The following is an 18034-nucleotide window of genomic DNA, read 5'->3' on the forward strand; positions in this document are numbered from 1 at the left end:
ACTACTGGCCTACCGTCGCGAGGTCCTGCACCAGCGTGTTCGCGAGGGCACGGCCGTCGGCGCGGACCTGACGCAGGTACCACTTCTGCACCGGCGCGTGGTTCTTGCCGAACTGCCACTGGCCGCGCGGGCTGGAGATCTGGCCCAGCTTGCCGACCTGCTCGTTGATCGTCTCGGCGGTCACGTTGCTGCCGGCCGCGGCGATCGCCCGGTCGAGCACGGCGGCCGCGTCGTAGGAGGCGACGGCGTACGTGGTCGGGGTCGCGTCCGGGAACTGCGCGCGCCACGCGGCGACGAACTTGCGGTTCTCCTCGTTGTCGAGGTCGGGCGAGTAGTTGCAGGTGGTGAAGACGTCCTTGGCGGCGTCGCCCTCGGCCTGCAGCACCGAGCCCTCGGTCAGGAACGCGCCGTACAGCGGCAGGTCCTTGATGTCCGACTGCTTGTACTGCTTGACGAAGTCGATCGCGGCCTTGCCGGCGTAGAAGGTGTAGACGGCCTTCGCACCGCTGGACTTGATCTGGCTGAAGTACGGCAGGAAGTTCGTCGTGGCCGGGAACGGCGTCCACAGCGTCTTGCCGCCGGTGTTGGCCGACTGGCCGCCGATCTTGGCGAACTCGTTGGTGAAGCCGCCGACCTCGTCGTAGCCACCCTGGTAGTCCGGGCCGATCGCGAAGACCGGGCCGTTGACCTTGTCCTTGATGTACTGCGCGATCGACTGGCCCGGGTCCGAGGACATGAAGCTCGTCGTCCACACCCCGTTGAGGTCCTTGAGCTCGGGGCGGCCGTTGGAGCCGATCAGCGGGATCTTCGCCTGGGCCAGCAGCGGCGCCACGGCGGCCACCGAGCCACCGCCGACGATGCCGGTCATGGCGATGACGCCGTCCTCCTTGACCAGCTTGGTCGCGGCCGGGACGGCGGTCTGCGCGCCGTCGCCCTCGTCGCCGACCTTGAGGTCGATCGGGTGGCCGCCCAGCTTGCCGTCGTGCGTCTTGAGGTAGAGCTCGAAGCCGTTCTTGAGGTCGGTGCCGACGGCCTGGTACGTGCCGCTCAGCGAGCCGAGGAAGCCGATCTTCAGCGTGGACGCCGCGCCGGCGCTGTCGGACTTCGCGTCGTCCTTGGCGCACCCGGCGCCCGCGAGCACCAGGCCGGTGGCCAGCGCGATGCTGAGCAGTCGTCGTTGCAGGAACATTATTCTCCTTGAGGGGGTTTCTAGCGGCGAGCGCCGGCGCGCTGCGCGAGGGCGTGCTCGGTCACGGCGACGAGGATCTCCTTGGCCGATGCCCGCGACCGCACGTCGGCGTTGAGCATCGGGACGCTGCGGTGCACGGCCAGCGCGTCGCGGATGTCCTCGAGGTGGTAACGCGCCGAGCCGTCGAAGTTGTTGACGGCCACGACATAGGGCAGATGCCGGTTCTCGAAGTAGTCGATGGCGCCGAAGCAGTCGGCCAGCCGCCGGGTGTCGGCGATGACGACCGCCCCGATGGCGCCGCGGCACAGCTCGTCCCACATGAACCAGAACCGCTTCTGCCCCGGGGTCCCGAACAGATACAGGACCAGGTCCGAGTAGAGCGTGATGCGACCGAAGTCCATCGCCACCGTGGTGCTGCCCTTGTCGGGCACCAGGGAGGCGTCGTCGTGCGCGAGGCTGGCCGCGGTCATCACAGCCTCGGTGGTGACCGGCGGGATCTCGGAGATCGCGCCGACGAGCGTTGTCTTGCCCGCGCCGAAGCCGCCCGCGATGATGATCTTGACTGCGGTCGGACGTCCACGCCTGTGCGGATCGGTCACAACGGGCCCCGCACCGCGGGCGTGAGCGCGTCGCCGATGCGGTTGGCGAGCTCCGTCATCTCGTACGAGACCTTGCCGACGTCGGCGTTGGGCGAGGCGAGCACGAGCATCGACGCGCCGTCGCTGAAGGCCATGCAGAACATGAAGCCGCCGTCGAGCTGGGTCACGTTGGAGATGACCTGGCCGGCGTCGAAGAACCGCGCCGCGCCCGCGAGGAGGGCGACGAGACCGCTGCCGGTGGCGGCGAGCTGGTCGGCCCGGTCCCGGGGCAAGGCCCGGGTGTGGGCCAGCACGAGACCGTCGGTAGAGATCGCCAGCGCGTGGCTGACGTCGGGGGTGCGGCTCGCGAAGCTATCCAGCAGCCAACCGAGATTACTCGGGTCGGTCACAGACGTGGTCCTCTCCAGCTGTTGCATATACATCCCAACGGTTCCCCCCGGAGCCGATCAGCCTTGCGGGCGTCGGTTCGCGACGCCTCGTGCGTATGCCGACATCGCCGCGGCGACCCGCGAGGGGTCCCGCTTGGGCGTGCCGGTCGGGATCGGCGCGCCCGGGCGCTGCTGGGTCGGCTCGGCCGCCCCCGGCACCAGGTGCCGCCCGGCCGCGCGGACCGGCAGGCCCGCCGAGGTGGTGTCGCTGACCTGCGGCGTCGCGGCCTCGGCGGCGGCGCGCCAGCCGGTGTCGGCCGAGCTCTCCCAGTTGCGGGGCTCCGGCGCGGCCGGCGCGGCGCTCGCGGCGGCACTGGCGCCGACGCCCACCGGCGCGAGCTCCGTCTCCAGCCCGGGCGGCGTCTCGACGTGGAACCAGCCGCTGACCGAGTTGAAGATCGGCAGCTCCATCGGGTCTTCCTCGGCCGAGGCGAGGATCGACGGCACCTCGGGCTCCGGCAGCGGCGGCCACATGCCGGGCCCGGGCGGGGCCGGCTGGGCGTGCGACGGCTGGGCCGCGTACGCGGAGGGCTGGTACGCCGGGGAATCCTGGTACGACGGACTCTGGTACGGCTCCGGGTACGACGTGTCGCGGTAGGGCGACTGCGAATCCTGGTACGGCTGCGTCTCCGGGTACGGCGCGTCGTAGTCCGGCTTGGTGAAGACCTGCGTCGCGGCCGACGCCTCGATCGGGCTGAGCTCCTGGGTCGCCCACTGCTGGGCGGCCGGCACCTCGAACAGGCTCGTCTCGCTCGGCCGCTGCTGCGGCGTGAAGAGGTCGTTGCCGGGCCGGGCGCCGTTGCCGTTGCGCTCGGGGGCCCCGACGGTCACCGGCGCGAGCTGCGGTCCCCGCTCCGATGCCATGATCGGGCGGAAGACCTCCTTGGGAATGATGATCTCGGCGAGCGTCCCGGTGTGCTGACCCTGGCGAAGAGCAACGCTGATGTTGTACCGCGCGGCAATGTGCCCGACCACGGTGAGCCCCATGGCGCGCACGGCGGCGATGTCGATCGCGGGCGGCTGGGCGAGGAGCTGGTTGAGCTGCTCCCGCCGCGCCGGGGAGAGCCCGACGCCGACGTCCACGATCTGCACGATGACCCGCTCGCCCAGGCCGCGGGCGGTGACCCAGACCTCGGACTCCGGCGGCGAGTAGCCGGTCGCGTTGTCCAGCAGCTCGGCTAGCAGGTGCACGATCTCGTCGACGGCCTCGGCGACGACGGCGACGTCGTCGTCGACGCTGCCGAAGCGGACGCGCACGTAGTGCTCGATCTGGGAGATGGCGGCCTGCAGTACCTTGCCCAGCGGGGCGTCCTCGCGCCGGACGCGGGCGGCGCCGGAGCCACCGAGGACCAGGAGGCTCAGGTTGATCCGGGCCATGCGGGTGGCCAGGTGGTCGAGCTGGTACAGCTCCTGCAGCCGGTCCGGGTCGGTCTCGTCGCGCTCGACCTTGTCGACCTGGGCCAGTACCGCGTCGACCAGTCGCTGTTCGCGGCGGGACAGGTGGACGAAGATCTCGGCGACGTTGGACCGCATGACGGCCTGCTCACCGGCGATCTTCACCGCCTCGCGGTGGACGGCCCGGAAGGCCCGGGCCACGTCGGCGACCTCGTCGGAGCCCGCCACCACGAGGGTCGCGGACGCCCGCTCGGCGACCTCGTCCGGGTCGACGGTGCCGGGGGCGGCGGCGCGCAGCTCGGCCACGACGGACGGCAGCTGGTCGTACGCGACCGTACGAGCGGCGTCCTGCAGGTACCGCAGCCGCCGGGTCAGGCGCCGGGCGACGAAACCGGTGAGCACGATGGCGACGAGCAGTACGACCACAACGCCCGCGGTCTGCAGGGCGGCCTGGGTCATCTGGTCGTCGTGCACGACCGTGACGGCCTGCTCGATGTTCTCGTCGACCTGCTGCTCGACCTGGTACAGCAGGCCCTCGTAGCCGGACATCGCGTTGATCCAGGCGGCCGACTCGAAGCCGATGCGCTGGCCGGGCGCGGTGCGGCCGACCTGGTCCTGCAGCCGCTGGGCGGCGATGACCTGGTCGCCCATACCGGCCTGCTCGTACCAGGTGCGCCACTCGGCCGGGGCGAGCTGGTTGAAGGCGACCGACTGCTCCGTGAAGCTCGTGCGGGTCGCGGTGATCTCCTGCTGCAGCGCCGGGGTCAGCTCGCCCGCGGCGATCGCGCGGAGCACGGCCGCCTGTTGCTGGCCGATGGCCTCGGCGGCGCGGGAGAGCGCGGCGGCCGCGCGGATCTCGTCGGCCAGGTCGGTCGGGGCGCCGGAGCGGGCCACCGACTCGCGGTACTCGAGCAGGTCGGCGATGGCGATGCGGTAGCTGAACGCGACGGCGGAGACGGAGGCCCGCTTGTCGTTGCGCACCTGGTCGCGCAGCTTGGCCAGGGCCCCGAGGTCGGCGTCGATGCGCTTGAGCGTGTCGGAGTCCCCGCCGCCGGCGAGGTTGTGGCGCTGGTCGCTGTACTTGTGCACCGCGTCGTCGGTAAGCATCGACTGTTGCTGGAACGCGTCCTGCTGAGTCGCCTCGTTGTGCAGGACAACGTTGACGGCCGCGGCCCGCTCGCGCTGCAGCGCGTGGGCGAGGCCACCGGCGTCGGTGGCCAGGGCGGAGAGGTCCTGCAGGGTTCGCGCCCGGTTCACCTCCTGCACGGTGGAGATGAACGCGACGCCGGCGAAGACGACGACCGCGACCAGCGGCAGGGCGACGATGAGGCGGAGCTGGTCGACGATGCGCCGGCCGGCGCGCTGACCGGAGCGGCGGTCGTCCGGGCCACGGCCCGGGGGCAGCGGCTCCTCGCGGCGGGCCACGGCGGCGGTATGGCGGGTAGGCCGGCGCTCGGGGCTCTGCCGCGGGTCGCGACCCTGCCGTTGGGCGGGCACGGGCAACGAGCTCTGGCTTTGGGTCACGAAAAGTCCCCGCAGGCATCCGAGATTGACAATGCGCGTCGAACGCGGGCCGAACCGGAACGGGCAAGTGGCCCAATCTGTGGCTGTCGCATCGACGTTGTGCACAATCACAGAGCGGCCGATCCGTGTCAATACCGACGTACCTGATCGAGCGACGAACGCCTGTATCTAGCTCATCCGTTCGCCGTCAGGACATCAACCCGTACGGACCCAAACGGCTGCCCCGGACGGATTTCCGACTGATGTCTTCCGATATGAGCAACCCCTGTGTGACGTTAACTTTACGTTGCCGCAATAATCACAGAATGCATTGTCGACAATACTCGGTGTTACCAATTGTCGTGAAGAAATATGTCTCACCGACAATGTTCATGCGCTGGCAAAGATCTCGCCGGCCAACCTCAGCTGCCCGTCGTCCGCGCAGAGCCGCCCGCCGAAGCCGAGCCGGGCCAGGACCGCGCAGGACTCCGCAAACCGGTCCTGATCTGGACATTCGTCCGCCACCGGCGCGCCGATGCGGGCCGCCGCGCTGGCCACCACGACCGTCGAGCGCAGCCACAGCAGCTCCCCCTCGTCGGGCCCGGGCGCCATGCGCAGCGCCGCGCGCAGCGCCGCCTCGCCGAGCAGCAGCCGGCTCACCCTCGGGGCCCGGGCCAGCTCGGCCGCGCCGAGCACGCCGGCCGCCGTCTCCAGCGCCGGCATCACCGCGATCGTCCCGACCGGCAGGCCGACCGCCTCCTCGGCCTCGGCGAGCGCGGCGGCGAGGGCGGCGAGCTCCGGCGCCGAGCACGCGGCGGCCGCGCACACGCCGGCGAGCCCGGGGGTCACGACCGCACGGGTGGCGCGGAGGCCGGCCTCGCCGGGCGGGAGCCGTACCCAGCCGCCGGGGCCGTCGGGCCGGTCGTCAGGCGGCCCGGCCTCGTGTAGGCGGGCGGGGCGGGCGCCGGCGACGAAGAGGTACGAACCCATGCACCGATCTTCGGGGCCGCCGGCAGTTTCGGCCATTCGGCCGCGCCATCGGCCCGTCACGCGCGACCGTGGAAGTTGACGATCCAAGGAGGGGGCACGGCTTCCGACGCCGTCACGCTGATCACGAACGACCACCGGATGATGGAGCAGCTCTTCGACCGCCTGCGGGCCGCCGACGAGGACCGTCAGGTGCTGCTGGACGAGTGCGCGGCGCGGCTGACCGCGCACAGCCATGCGGAGGAGCAGCAGGTGTACCCGCAGCTGCCCTCGCCCGACGATGCGCACCACGGCGCCGACGAGCATCACGAGGCCGAGCGGCTGCTGCACGACCTGCAGCGCATCTCGCCCGAGGGGCCGGACTTCGAGGACAAGCTCGAGGAGTTCATCGCGGCGGTACATCACCACGTCGAGCACGAGGAAACCGTGCTGCTGCCCGGTTTGCGCGACGCACTGACGCCGGAACGCCTGAACGAGCCGGGAACGGCGTTCGAGGAAGTCCGCATCGCCGAGCTCGCGGTGGCCGGCATCCGGGTGTGAATCCGGCTCCACCCCGCTTGCCGATTGGCGGGCCTTCGGTACAGTCGGGCTGGTCATGGTCAGTCTCGGCGTCCTATCCGGGGACCCTGTCGGCGCGGCGCGCCTCAGCGACCTGCCGGTCGGGCGTTCGCCCCTGCGGACCGCGAACCACGTGGTCATCCTCGTCAGCGCCGGGCAGGGCACGCACGCGGTGGACTTCGTGACGTACGCCTGCCGCCCCGGCACTTTGCTGTGGGGCCGTCCGGGCCAGGTCCACCAGTTCGGCGGCCAGATCGGGTTCGACGCCACGCTGCTGATGTTCTCGCCGGCGATCCTGCCCGAGCTGCCGCTGCCCGAGCTCGCCACCGACCCGTTCGCGCCGGCCTGCTGGCAGCCCGCGGGCGAGGACGAGGACGCGATCGTGGCCGAGATCGCGCAGATCGGCGTCGACCAGGTCCGCTTCGGGGGCACCGCGTTCGGCGCGAACCTGCTCGCGCACTCGGTCGCGGTGCTGCTCATGCGGATCTCGGCCCTGGCCCCGGTACCGCGCCGAAGCCCCGCCGACCTGCTCATCGGGCAGCTGCGGCGGGAGCTCGAGCGCGAGGTACGGCACCGGCGCGTCGAGGACTACGCCGAGCAGCTGCGGTGCTCGGTGCGGACCCTCACCCGGGCGAGCCTCGCCGTGACGGGCCGCAGCGCCAAGCAGCTCATCGACGAGCGGGTGGCGCTGGAGGCGAAGCGGGTGCTGGCGACCAGCAACCTGCCGGTGTCCGATGTCGGGCGGCAGCTCGGGTTCGAGGAGCCGACCAACTTCGGCCGCTTCTTCGCGCGCGAGACCGGGCAGTCGCCGGGCAGCTTTCGCGCGGCGCTGCATCGGTCGCCGGCGCCTCGGGTGCCGCATCAGCGGTCGGCGTTGCCGGGCCGTCTGACGCCTCGTACGGCCTGAGCGTTCAGGTTTATCGATATGTCGGGCGTTTCGCGCCGCGACATATCGGATTTTTCGCCTGACGGAGCATAAATGTGATATGTCGTGGCGCGGCAGCGCCCGACATATCGGGTATGTGCCGGGCGGGCAGGCTGAGCTGCATGAACGTCCGTGACCGCTCGCCGCGAGCGGCTGACCAGTCGTCGCGTTGTGTCCGGGGCGCGCGTACGTACCAGTCGGTACACTGGACGGCATGAACGCGCGCGACCGGCTCGTTGCCAGTGCCCAGGAGCTGCTTTGGGAGCGTGGGTACGGCGGTACCAGTCCCAAGGCCATCCAGGACCGGGCCGGCGCCGGGCAGGGCAGCATGTACCACCACTTTGCCGGTAAGGCCGAGCTCGCCGCCGCCGCGCTCGGGATCACCGCTGCCGCCGAGCGGGAGCGCGCCGAGAGCATTCTCGGGGGCGATGGGCCGGCGCTGGAGCGGATCGTCGCGTACCTGCGGCGGGAGCGCGACGCGCTGCGCGGATGCCCCATCGGGCGGCACGCGGCCGATCCCGAGCTCGTGGCCGATCCGGCGCTGCGGGCGCCGGTCGAGGAGACGTTCGCCTGGCTGCGCGATCGGATCGCCGGCATCGTCGCGGCCGGGCAGGAGTCCGGGGAGCTGCGGGCCGGGGCCGATCCGGTGGCGGTCGCGGCCGCCGTGGTTGCCACGGTGCAGGGGGGCTATGTGCTCGCGCGGGCGGCCGGGGCGCAGGAGCCGTTCGACCAAGCGTGCGAGGGAGCCGTACAGCTGGTGAGCGCGCTCAGGTTCTCGTAACCGAACCGTCACGCGCGCGTACCATTTCTCGGCGATGGAGTAATCGCATCCGCAAGGTGAAGTAATTGGTACAGGAATGCGACGCGGTGCAATTCCGGCATTACGGGCTGATTGCGCACTCCGCGGGCTTGGCCGAGGTCTTTGCCGGGGATTCGCTGCCCAGCTCCAGCGCGGCCTCTTCGCGGCCCATGAAGGGCACCAGCGTGAAGTAGCTCAGGGTCGGCAGCAGGGCCGGGAGTTGCTCGCCGCGACCGGCGGCCACGTATCGGTACACCGTGGCGTAGATGCCGCCCACGATGGTCTCCACGAGCTCCTCCGGCATCGGCACGTCCACGGCGCGCGGGGCCTCGGCGAAGAAGCGGTCGAAGCGGCGCAGCAGGCGGGCGCGCTCGGCGCGCCCGTGCGGGCCGGCCGCGTCGATCTCCACGACCGCCATCGTCGCGAACGCAGGGAGTTCGGCCAGTACCTGCAGCATGACCCGCAATGCGGCGCGGGCGCCCTCGCGCCAGGCCGGCTCGTTGCGGTACGCGTCCTCCATGATCTTGAGTAGGAGGTCGGTGCCGTGGCGGTACGTCGCGATCAGGGCGTCGTCCTTGCCGGCGAACAGGGCGTAGAAGGCGGGGCGGGTCACGCCCGCGGCGCGGCAGATGTCGCTGACCGTGGCGTTCGCGTAGCCCTTCTCGGCGACGGTGTGCACCAGCGCGTCGAAGAGCCGCTCGCGCTGGTTGGCCGCGATGACCTCGGGCGGGACCCGGCTGGGGCCGCGCTTGATCGCCCGCGCGGGGTCGCGGCCCGCGCGCGCACCCGGCAGCTGGCCCAGCGATTCGGTCGCCATGGAACAAGTATCCGTCGATCAGCCAAACGGGGCGCGGCGCCGACCATGCGTATGACACCGTTCGGCCGCGATCATGGGAGTTGGGTGACACCGGGTGGCGGGCACCCCACCCGGCAGTGCAGAGTATCCGGCGTGTCCTCGTCCGCCCAGTTGGCCAACGCCGTGCAAGGCGCGAAAGCGATCGCCGCACACGGGGACAACCGGGGTGCGCTGAACCTGCTCGACCAGGCTGTCGACGCCGCGATCCGCACGCTCGGGCCGGACGACCCCGACGTGCTGACCGCCACCGCCCAGCTCGCGCGGTACCACGTCGCGATCGGCGAGCTCAACGACGCGCGGCGGGTGCTCGAGGAGGGGCTCACCGCCGGGTACCACCGCCTCGGCGACGGGCACGCGGTCATGCTCGCGCTCTCGTTCGAGGTGGCCCGCGTCGCCGATGAGCTCGGGAACGTGTTCGAGGCGAAGCGGCGGTACAACCAGGTCGCCAAGCTGGGCCCCCAGGCGCTCGGCGCCGGGCACCCGAGCGTGCGGGCCGCGCGGGAGTACCTCGGGCTGCCCGAGCCGGAGGGCGAGATCCACGTGCCCGCCGCGCCGCCGGTCGTCTTCGACCCCGTCACGCCCCCGACCCGGCAACCGCTCGACGACCGGCCGATCTTCCGGCCCGAACCGCGCGCAGAAGAGCCGCGCGCGGAAGAGCCGGTGGAAGACACGCTGTTCGAGGCCGAAGACGAGGACGAGGACGACTACCAGCCGGCGCCGTGGCAGCAGGCCGCACCCGGCGTCCTGCAGCGCACCGACTTCCGGCCCGCGTCCGGCCCTCCGTGGCCGCCGCAACCCCAGCCGCAGCCGCAGCCCCGGCCCGCACCCGTCTGGTCGCCGTCACCGCCGCCGCCCGTGCCTCAGCCGGCGCCCGTGGACGAGGAGCGCGGCCGCCGCTCGCCGATGATCGCGATCGTCATCATCGCCGTCATCGCGGTGCTCGGCGGCGCGGTCGCGGCCGCCGTCGCGTTCGTCAGCGCCGGCGGGAAGGACCCCGGCCCCGCGCCGACGCAGACCGTCGCCGCGCCGGAGCCCGGGCCGGCCAGCGCGCCGCCGTCCACGGCCGCGCTCGGCGACGGCCGCGCCCCGCGGGAGCTGCAGCTGCGCGACGACAAGACGAGCGTGACGCTGACCTGGAAGGACCCGACCAAGGGCACCGTGCCGTTCATCGTGGCGGGCGGCACCGAGGGCGCCGTGCGCGAGCTGCAGGGGCTGCCGGCGGGCACGACGAAGTACACGATCAACGGTCTCAATCCGAAGCTGGAGTACTGCTTCACCGTTGCGGCCGTCTACGGAACGCAGGACGTCCAGTTGTCGGACCTGGCATGCACGAAACGCAAATAGTGCAAAGAGTGCAGCAACTACAGTCCGTGACCGGGTATCGGCCACTCATCGACGGGAATATGATGGGCGCCGGTTTCGGGGAGGGGACCGGGATGGTGAGCAGATGCGTCTGAACCTGCGTTCGGGCCGCAGCGGTGCGTTGGTCACGGGTGGCACGATCGTCGCCCTGGTCGCGGTGCTGGGCCTTACGCTTTGGGGCACGGGTTCGGCGAACCATGCCGTCGCGAGCTTCGACGTCAGCGCCTGGCTGTGGAGCGCCGACAAGGGCGAGGTCGCCCGGGTCAACGGCGTCACCGGCAAGGTGGACACCCGAACGAAGATCACCGACGCCCAGGGGCACACGATGCAGGTCACCCAGAGTGACCGATTCGTGATCCTCCGGGATCTCAACACGGGCAAGGTCAGCGTGCTCGACCTGTCGAGCCTGACCCTGGGCGCGACCACGCAGTCGACGCCGGGCCTGGGCGTGACGGTCGCCGTCCACGACGACACCGCCTTCGTCATCGACACCGTCCAGGGCCAGGTCCGCCAGCTCGACCCGATGACGCTGCTGCCGGTCGGCGAGACGCTGAGCTTCCCGCCGGGCATCTCCGGCGGCGCGTTCGACGACAGCGGCCGGCTGTGGCTGCTGGTGCCGTCCGAGGGCACGGTCGTGGCGATCGACGCGGCCAAGAGCAAGCCCGCCTCCCCCGGGGGCGGCCAGGGCGGCGGGTTCGCCGGCGACCCGGTGAAGGTCAAGACGGTCGGGGTCGCCGACCCGAGCCACGACCTGGCGCTGTCCATCCTGGACACCGGCGTGGCCGTGCTGGACAAGACCGCCACGACGCTGACCACCCTGCAGGGCGACGCGGTGAAGAAGGTCCCGCTGAAGCTCGACGGCGAGGGCGGGATGCCCGACCGGACGGTCGGCGGCGACGTGCCGGTGACCGTGGTCGACGGCGGCCACGTCTACGTGGTGAACAACGACAAGGTCAGCGACTTCAAGGTGCCGGGCGACAGCCCCCAGCTCAAGCCGTGCGTGGCGTGGTCGGGCCGCTTCTACTGCGCCGACGACGCGACCGGCACCGTCTACGTCCTCGACGGGCAGGGCAAGGCGCTCGACCCGATCCGCATCCAGGCCGGCGGCAAGCCGCTGGAGATCGAGGTCCGCGAGGACCGCATGTTCATCAACGCGCCCGGCGGCTCGACGGCGCGGGTCGTGGACGCCAAGAACCACGTGACAACTGTCGACAAGTACGCCAACGACGTCCTCGGCGGCGACGCCCCGCCCGCGCCGCCGCCCCCGCAGCAGACCAAGCCGCCGGTCGGGCCGCCCGGCGCGCCGGCCCGGGTCAACGCCGTGGCCGGCAACGCGACCGCCCGCGTCACGTGGACGGCGGCCCCGCCCAACGGCGCCGCGGTCACGAAGTACGTGGTCGAGGGCGACGGGCAGCCGCCGCACGAGGTCGGCGCGACCCAGCGGGCGCTGGACATCACGGGGCTGACCAACGGCCAGACGTACAAGTTCACGGTCTATGCGGTGAACGCCAAGGGCAACGGGCCGAAGAAGGCCGCGAACCCGGTGGTGCCGACCCGCGACGTCCCCGACGCCCCGGTGAGCGTGGCCGCGACGGCCAACCCGGACGGGACGGTCGCGGTGACGTGGCCGGCCGCGAACGGGCAGGGACACAAGATCGCCAAGTACGTCGTCACGACCGTCGGCACCGGCGAGTCCAAGACGTTCGAGTCGGCGCAGCCGCAGTTCACGGTGCCGGCCGGGGAGCTGGCGTACGGCACCCAGGTCGCCTTCAAGGTCGCCGCGATCAACGACATCGGGGGCAGCTCGCCGCAGTCGCCGCTGAGCCCGTCGGTCGTGCCGTTCAACAAGCCGGGCACGCCGACCGGGCTGACGGTGAAGGCCTCGACGACCAAGCGCGGCACGGTGGTCGCCACGTGGAAGGCGCCGGCCGACAACGGCTCGCCCCTCACCGGGTACGAGGCCACGGTCAACGGCACCAAGTCGACGATCGGCACCGCCCTGACCCACGAGTTCACCGGGTTCAAGGACGCCGAGGCGGTCACGGTCCAGCTGCGGGCGATCAACAAAGCCGGCCAGAGCGCCCCGGCCAGCGGCTCCGGCACGACCTTGGCCGCGCCGAAGATGACCGTGAGCGGCGACTCCGCCGCGCTCAACTCGATCACGGTGCGCTTCACCGCGACCGACGGCGGCTCGCCCGCCACCTGCCAGGTCGACGTCGCCGGCGGCGGCAGTGCGAGCGGCGCGTGCTCGGGCTCGCTGACGGTGAACGGGCTGTGGCCCAACACGGCGTACTCGTACACCGCCACGATCACCAACGACGCCGGCATGACCGCGAGCGGCACCGGGTCGGTCAGCACGCCGGTGTACAAGGGCACCGTCATCTGCAACGACCCGAGCTACTGCGGGAAGACCGCGAGCGGCGGCGGCATCTGGGTGTACAAGGCGCCGTCGCAGTCCGGCTCGGGCATCGGGGACGTCTTCAACGGCGAGAGCTACACCGCGATCTGCTGGACCAACACCAGCGTGAGCATCAACGCCGAGCCCTACGGCGGCAAGAAGAGCACGCAGTGGATCAAGATCAGTTTCATGGGCGAGAACTACATCCCATACGCCTGGTTGAATCTGCCCAGCGGCACGGGGCCGCTGAAGCAATGCTGATGGAGCACCGTGATCTCGCCTGAACAGCCCACGCATCAGGGTCCACCGAGCAGCGAGGAGGTCGGCGCCGCGGCCGAGCTGGTCGGCCGGCTCGCGCGCAACATCGAGTCGATCGTGCTCGGCAAGCCGCACGTCGTGCGGCTGACCATGACCGCGCTGCTGGCGGAGGGGCACGTCCTGCTCGAGGACGTGCCCGGCGTCGGCAAGACCACCCTCGCGCGGGCGATCGCGGCCAGCGTGCAGGGCCAATGGCGGCGCATCCAGTTCACGCCCGACCTGCTGCCCTCCGACGTCACCGGCGTGACGATCTTCAACCAGGCGACCCGCGGCTTCGAGTTCCACCCGGGCCCGATCTTCGCGAACATCGTCATCGCCGACGAGATCAACCGCGCCTCGCCGAAGACCCAGTCGGCGCTGCTGGAGGTCATGGAGGAGCGGTACGTCACCGTCGACGGCGTCCGCCACGGCGTGCCCCGCCCGTTCCTCGTCGTGGCCACCCAGAACCCGATCGAGATGGACGGCACCTACCGCCTCCCCGAGGCCCAGCTGGACCGGTTCCTCATGAAGCTCTCCGTGGGGTACCCGGCCGAGGCCGTCGAGATCGAGGTGCTGCGCGGCTCCGTGAACCGCTCCCCCGAGGCCCTCGACCCGGTCACCGACACCCCGGTCGTGGCCCAGCTCGTGCGGCTGGCCCGGCGCGCGCACATCGCCGATCCGCTGCTGCATTACGCGGTGAAGCTCGCCAACGCGACCCGCTCGCACCCGCAGATCCGCATCGGGGTGAGCCCGCGCGGCGTCATCGCGCTGACCCGGGCCGCGAGCGCCTACGCGCTCACCGACGGCCGCGGGTATGTGGTGCCGGAGGACCTCAAGGTTCTCGCCGAGCCGGTGTTCGCGCACCGGCTGGTGCTCGCGCCCGACGCCCAGGTGCGCGGCGTGGTCCCGGCCGACGTGGTGCGGCAGGTGCTCGAGGCGGTGCCCGTGCCCTCCCCCGTCGCGGCCTGAGCCGATGCGCCTCACCGCCCGCGGGGCCGGGTTGTGCGCGGCGGCCGTGGTGCTGCTCGCCGTCGGTCTGGTCTTCGGGTACCGCCACCTGGTCGTGCTGGGCACCGCGTGCGTGGCGTCGCTGGTCTTCGCGGCCGGGTACGTCTGGTGGCGCCCGCGGCTGACCGTCGCACGCGGCGTGGAGCCGGACCGGGTGATGCGCGGCGAGTCGAGCACGGTGACGCTGAAGGTCGGCAACACGAGCCGGCTGCGGGGCGCCACGCTCGTCGCGCACGACCGGTGCGGGCCGATCTCGGTGCCGGTGCCGCTGCTCCGCCTCAAGGCCGGCGGCGAGACGACGGCGCAGTATCCCGTGCCCACCGCCCGCCGCGGCGTGGTCGAGATCGGCCCGCTGCGCGTGGTGCGCCGCGACCCCCTCGGGCTGATGGCGCTGGCCCGCGCCTACGGGGGAACGGCGCAGGTCTGGGTGTACCCGCGCGTGCACCGTCTCACCGCCGTGCCGACGGGCATCACGCGCTCGCTCGACGGGCGCGACGACCGGGTCCCGCACGGCACGATCACCTTCGACACGCTGCGGGAGTACGTCGTCGGCGACGAGCTGCGGCGGGTGCACTGGCGCACGTCGGCCAAGGTCGGCGAGCTCATGGTGCGCGAGCAGCTGGACACGTCGCTGCCCCGGCTGGCGGTGCTGCTGGACGACCGCCGCTCGTCGTACGCGGACCCGGAGCTCTTCGAGTCCGCCTGCGAGGCGGCGGCTTCGCTGGTCATGGCCGCCTTCCACGCAGAGCTGCCGATCGCGCTGCGACTGCTGTCGGGGCGGGCCGCGTCCGGCAAGACGACCCGGGCCTACCTGGACCTGCTCGCCGAGACGGAAATTTCGGAAATGTCGGAAAATTCCATCGAGGAGCTCCGCACCCAGCGGGTCGGCGACACGCTCATCTACCTCACCGGCGACCCCGACCTGTCCCGGGTCAGCACGCTGCGCACCGCCTACCCGACGCTGGTGGCGGGGGTCTTCGGCGACGAGCACCCGGCCCTGGAGCGGGTCGTCGTCCTGGCCGTGCGCGACGGCACCGAGTTCGCCGCGGCCTGGGACGGGGTGCAGACGTGGTGAGCCGCGCGCGGAACGGCCGCAGCCGTGGTGAATCGGCGCGTGCGACGGCGCGCGGCCGTCGTGATACGGCGCGCGGCCGTCGTGATACGGCGCGCGGCCATCGTGATACGGCGCGCGGCCATCGTGATACGGCGCGTGCGACGGCGCGCGGCCGTCGTGATACGGCGCCTGCGACGGCGCGCGGCCGACGGGCGGCTGTCGTAATGCGGCTCGCGCGACCACGGGCGGCCGACGCAATGCGGCTCGCGCGACCGCGCGCGGCCGACGGGCGGCCGTCGTGATGCGGCGCGTCCTCGTGCCGCTCGCGCTGCTCGGCATGCTGATCCTGAGCGGCCTCGCGCTGGCCCCGATCTACAACGGCACGCTGCTGCCCCTGCTCACCACGGTCGCCGCGGCCGGCTCGGTGCTCATCAGCGTCGCGGTGCGCCGGCTGCCCGCCTTCACGGCCGCGCCCGCCTCGGTGCTCGGCCTGGCCGTGATGGTGTACGTGACGGTGCGGGTGACGGCCACGGCCGGGCAGATCCCGGGCGCGGTGCCCGACGTGGCCCGTGAGGCCCTCGGCAACAGCATCCCGCGCCTGCTCACCGCGCTGATCCCGATCGAGCCCCAGCCCGACACCGTGCTGCTGCCGGTGATCGCGACCTGGCTGGCGGGGCTGGCGGCGGCCGAGGCCGGCGTGCGGTACCGCCGCGTCCTGCTCTCCTACAGCGCGCCCACCGCGCTGTTCGGGGGCGCGCTCTACCTGGTCGGCCCGGACACGACCGCCGCCCGGGCGACGACGTGGATCCCGATGGCGTACGCGGCGCTGGCGATCCTCGGGCTGATCGCGAGCGCGCGTCCGGACCTGGGCGGCGACACGCTGACCGGGGCCCAGCGCCGCACGCTCGGGCTGCGGGTGGGCGCGGGCGCGGCGGCCGGGCTCGCCGTCATCGTGCTGCTGTCCCAGCTGCTCGGCCCGGCCGTCGCCGAGCAGGGCAACGACAGCCCGGTCGACCCGCGCAACTACGTGACCCCGCCCCAGCTGGACGCCCTCGACGAGAACCCGCTCGTGCGCCTGTCCGGCTGGAACCTGAACAAGGACCAGCACCTCTTCGACGCGGTCGTCACGCGCGGGCCGGGCGCGGAGCAGGAACCGATCATCCGCCTCGCGGTGCTCAACGACTACGACGGCGTCACCTGGCGGATCGGCTCGGTGTACCGCAACGCCGGCCGCGTCCTGGGCCGCTCCGACGGCGACGGGCCCGAGGTCACCCAGGCCATCACCATCGACGAGCTCGACGGCCGGCTGCTGCCCGGGATCGCCACCCCGGAGCGGGTCGAGGGCGTGCGCGTGGCCTACGACGCCGAGACCGGCACCGTCGCGCTCGCCGACAGCCTGCGCAAGGGCCTGACGTACACCGTCACCTCCCGCCAGCGGCCCCGGCCTGACGACCAGGCGCTCCTCGTCGCCGAGGTCCCGACGCCGGAGGAGGCGGCCCGGTTCGTGGCGCTGCCGGGTAAGGTGCCGGACTCGATCGCGCAGCTGTCCAGCCACCTCGGCGAGGGGGTCTCCAACCCGTACCAGCGCGCCTTCGCCATCCAGCAGTGGCTGGAGGAGCACTACAAGCTCGTCGCGGACGCGCCCAGCGGGCACTCGTACCCCAACGTCGAGCACTTCCTGTTCGGCAACAAGCAGCTCGGCGGCCAGAAGGGCACGTCGGAGCAGTTCACCGCCGCGTTCGCGGTGCTGGCGCGGCTGGCCGGCCTGCCCACGCGCGTGGGCGTGGGCTTCCAGACCCACGAGGGCCAGAAGGAGATCCACGGCGCCGACGCGATCGCCTGGCCGGAGGTCGAGTTCAAGGGCTTCGGCTGGGTGGCGTTCGACCCGCTGCCGAAGTCCGACACCGTGCAGCGGCCGGTCGAGGACGACTTCAAGCCCAAGGCGCCGCCGTCGCAGCCGCCGCCCCCGTCGGTCCCGCCGCCCTCGGCCGCGCCGAGCGCGCAGTCGTCCGCGTCCGCCCATGCATCGGCCGCGCCCGCGACCGTCGCCGGCGACCACACAACGCTCATCGCGGTGTCGTCCGCCGCGGCCGCCCTGGTCCTCGTCGTCGCTTATTTCGCTTCGGTACCGGTGGTGCTCGCCCGCCGCCGCCGGCGCCGCCTGAGCGAGGGGCCGCCGGGCGTGCGCATCGACGCCGCCTGGCACGAGGTGCTCATCGGCCTGCGCCAGGCGGGGCGGCCGGCGCCGACGCACCTGACCGCGGGCGAGATCGCCCGGTACGCCGCCAACGCCGCCGAGCCCCGCGCCCACGCCCCGGGCCGTGGCCTGCGCCCGGCCGTGCCACCGGTGGACGAGCTGGCGACGCTGGTCAACGCCGTGGCCTTCGCGACGCCGGCGACGGGCCCGGGCGAGCCGCAGGCCGCGCGGGCAACGGCCCAGGCCACCGCGTACGTGGAGGATCTGCGGGCCCGCCGCCCCTGGTGGCGCCGCCTGCTGTGGACCTTCGACCCCCGCCCCCTGCGCTGGCACCGCCGCCGCAAAGACTGAGCCCGGCGGGCGCGGCAACCACAGCCCGCCCGGCGCGGCAACCACAGCCCGCCCGGCGCGGCAACCACAGCCCGCCCGGCGCGGCAACCACAGCCCGCCCGGCGCGGCAACCACAGCCCGCCCGGCGC

General features: G+C 72.4%; 14 protein-coding genes. 8 read left to right on the forward strand and 6 right to left on the reverse strand.

All coding sequences use genetic code 11. The features are described 5' to 3' along the window. Position 1: 1 nt before the first annotated feature. The 5 genes from AB0B76_RS35135 to AB0B76_RS35155 all read right to left on the reverse strand — a co-directional run bounded on the left by AB0B76_RS35135 (position 2) and on the right by AB0B76_RS35155 (position 6104). Positions 2–1189: an ABC transporter substrate-binding protein gene (locus AB0B76_RS35135; RefSeq protein ID WP_360383499.1), complete on the reverse strand. Its 1188-nt coding sequence runs from the start codon at positions 1187–1189 to the stop codon at positions 2–4. Positions 1190–1209: 20 nt separating this feature from the next. Continuing rightward, positions 1210–1788, reverse strand: a complete 579-nt coding sequence (locus AB0B76_RS35140; protein WP_360383502.1) for an ATP/GTP-binding protein — start codon at positions 1786–1788, stop codon at positions 1210–1212. Continuing rightward, positions 1785–2177, reverse strand: a complete 393-nt coding sequence (locus AB0B76_RS35145) for a roadblock/LC7 domain-containing protein (RefSeq protein WP_360383505.1) — start codon at positions 2175–2177, stop codon at positions 1785–1787. Before AB0B76_RS35145 ends, AB0B76_RS35140 begins: the two co-directional genes overlap by 4 nt. Before the next feature lie 57 nt (positions 2178–2234). Next, on the reverse strand, positions 2235–5036 hold the full coding sequence (locus AB0B76_RS35150; protein WP_360383508.1) for a nitrate- and nitrite sensing domain-containing protein: 2802 nt from the start codon (positions 5034–5036) through the stop codon (positions 2235–2237). 468 nt (positions 5037–5504) lie between these two features. Further along, positions 5505–6104 carry an aldolase/citrate lyase family protein gene (locus AB0B76_RS35155; RefSeq protein ID WP_360383511.1) on the reverse strand — a complete coding sequence of 200 codons (600 nt, stop codon included), beginning with the start codon at positions 6102–6104 and terminating at the stop codon, positions 5505–5507. Between the two features lie 75 nt (positions 6105–6179). Between AB0B76_RS35155 and AB0B76_RS35160 the strand changes: the two genes are divergently transcribed. The 3 genes from AB0B76_RS35160 to AB0B76_RS35170 all read left to right on the forward strand — a co-directional run bounded on the left by AB0B76_RS35160 (position 6180) and on the right by AB0B76_RS35170 (position 8365). Then, positions 6180–6641: a hemerythrin domain-containing protein gene (locus AB0B76_RS35160; protein WP_360383514.1), complete on the forward strand. Its 462-nt coding sequence runs from the start codon at positions 6180–6182 to the stop codon at positions 6639–6641. 55 nt (positions 6642–6696) lie between these two features. Next, positions 6697–7566 (forward strand): AraC family transcriptional regulator, encoded by an 870-nt coding sequence (locus AB0B76_RS35165; protein WP_360383517.1) that lies wholly within the window; start codon positions 6697–6699, stop codon positions 7564–7566. 232 nt (positions 7567–7798) lie between these two features. Then, entirely contained in the window at positions 7799–8365 is a 567-nt protein-coding gene (locus AB0B76_RS35170; protein ID WP_360383520.1) for a helix-turn-helix domain-containing protein, read from the forward strand. A gap of 100 nt (positions 8366–8465) precedes the next feature. On the opposite strand, the gene AB0B76_RS35175 is transcribed toward AB0B76_RS35170, so the two are convergent. Continuing rightward, positions 8466–9200, reverse strand: coding sequence for a TetR/AcrR family transcriptional regulator (locus tag AB0B76_RS35175; RefSeq protein WP_360383523.1), 735 nt, complete (start codon positions 9198–9200; stop codon positions 8466–8468). A gap of 132 nt (positions 9201–9332) precedes the next feature. Between AB0B76_RS35175 and AB0B76_RS35180 the strand changes: the two genes are divergently transcribed. The 5 genes from AB0B76_RS35180 (at position 9333) to AB0B76_RS35200 (ending at position 17906) form a co-directional block, all read left to right on the forward strand. Further along, the gene (locus tag AB0B76_RS35180; RefSeq protein ID WP_360383526.1) at positions 9333–10583 is read left to right on the forward strand and encodes a tetratricopeptide repeat protein; all 1251 of its coding nucleotides are present in this window, start codon (positions 9333–9335) and stop codon (positions 10581–10583) included. Between the two features lie 103 nt (positions 10584–10686). Beyond that, positions 10687–13260, forward strand: a complete 2574-nt coding sequence (locus AB0B76_RS35185) for a fibronectin type III domain-containing protein (protein WP_360383529.1) — start codon at positions 10687–10689, stop codon at positions 13258–13260. A 78-nt stretch (positions 13261–13338) separates the two neighbouring features. Further along, positions 13339–14265, forward strand: coding sequence for a MoxR family ATPase (locus AB0B76_RS35190; RefSeq protein WP_360383722.1), 927 nt, complete (start codon positions 13339–13341; stop codon positions 14263–14265). Between the two features lie 4 nt (positions 14266–14269). Then, on the forward strand, positions 14270–15379 hold the full coding sequence (locus tag AB0B76_RS35195) for a DUF58 domain-containing protein (protein WP_360383532.1): 1110 nt from the start codon (positions 14270–14272) through the stop codon (positions 15377–15379). A gap of 280 nt (positions 15380–15659) precedes the next feature. After that, entirely contained in the window at positions 15660–17906 is a 2247-nt protein-coding gene (locus AB0B76_RS35200) for a transglutaminaseTgpA domain-containing protein (RefSeq protein ID WP_360383725.1), read from the forward strand. The last annotated feature ends 128 nt before the right edge of the window (positions 17907–18034 follow it).

This window comes from Dactylosporangium sp. NPDC049140, from assembly GCF_040648435.1.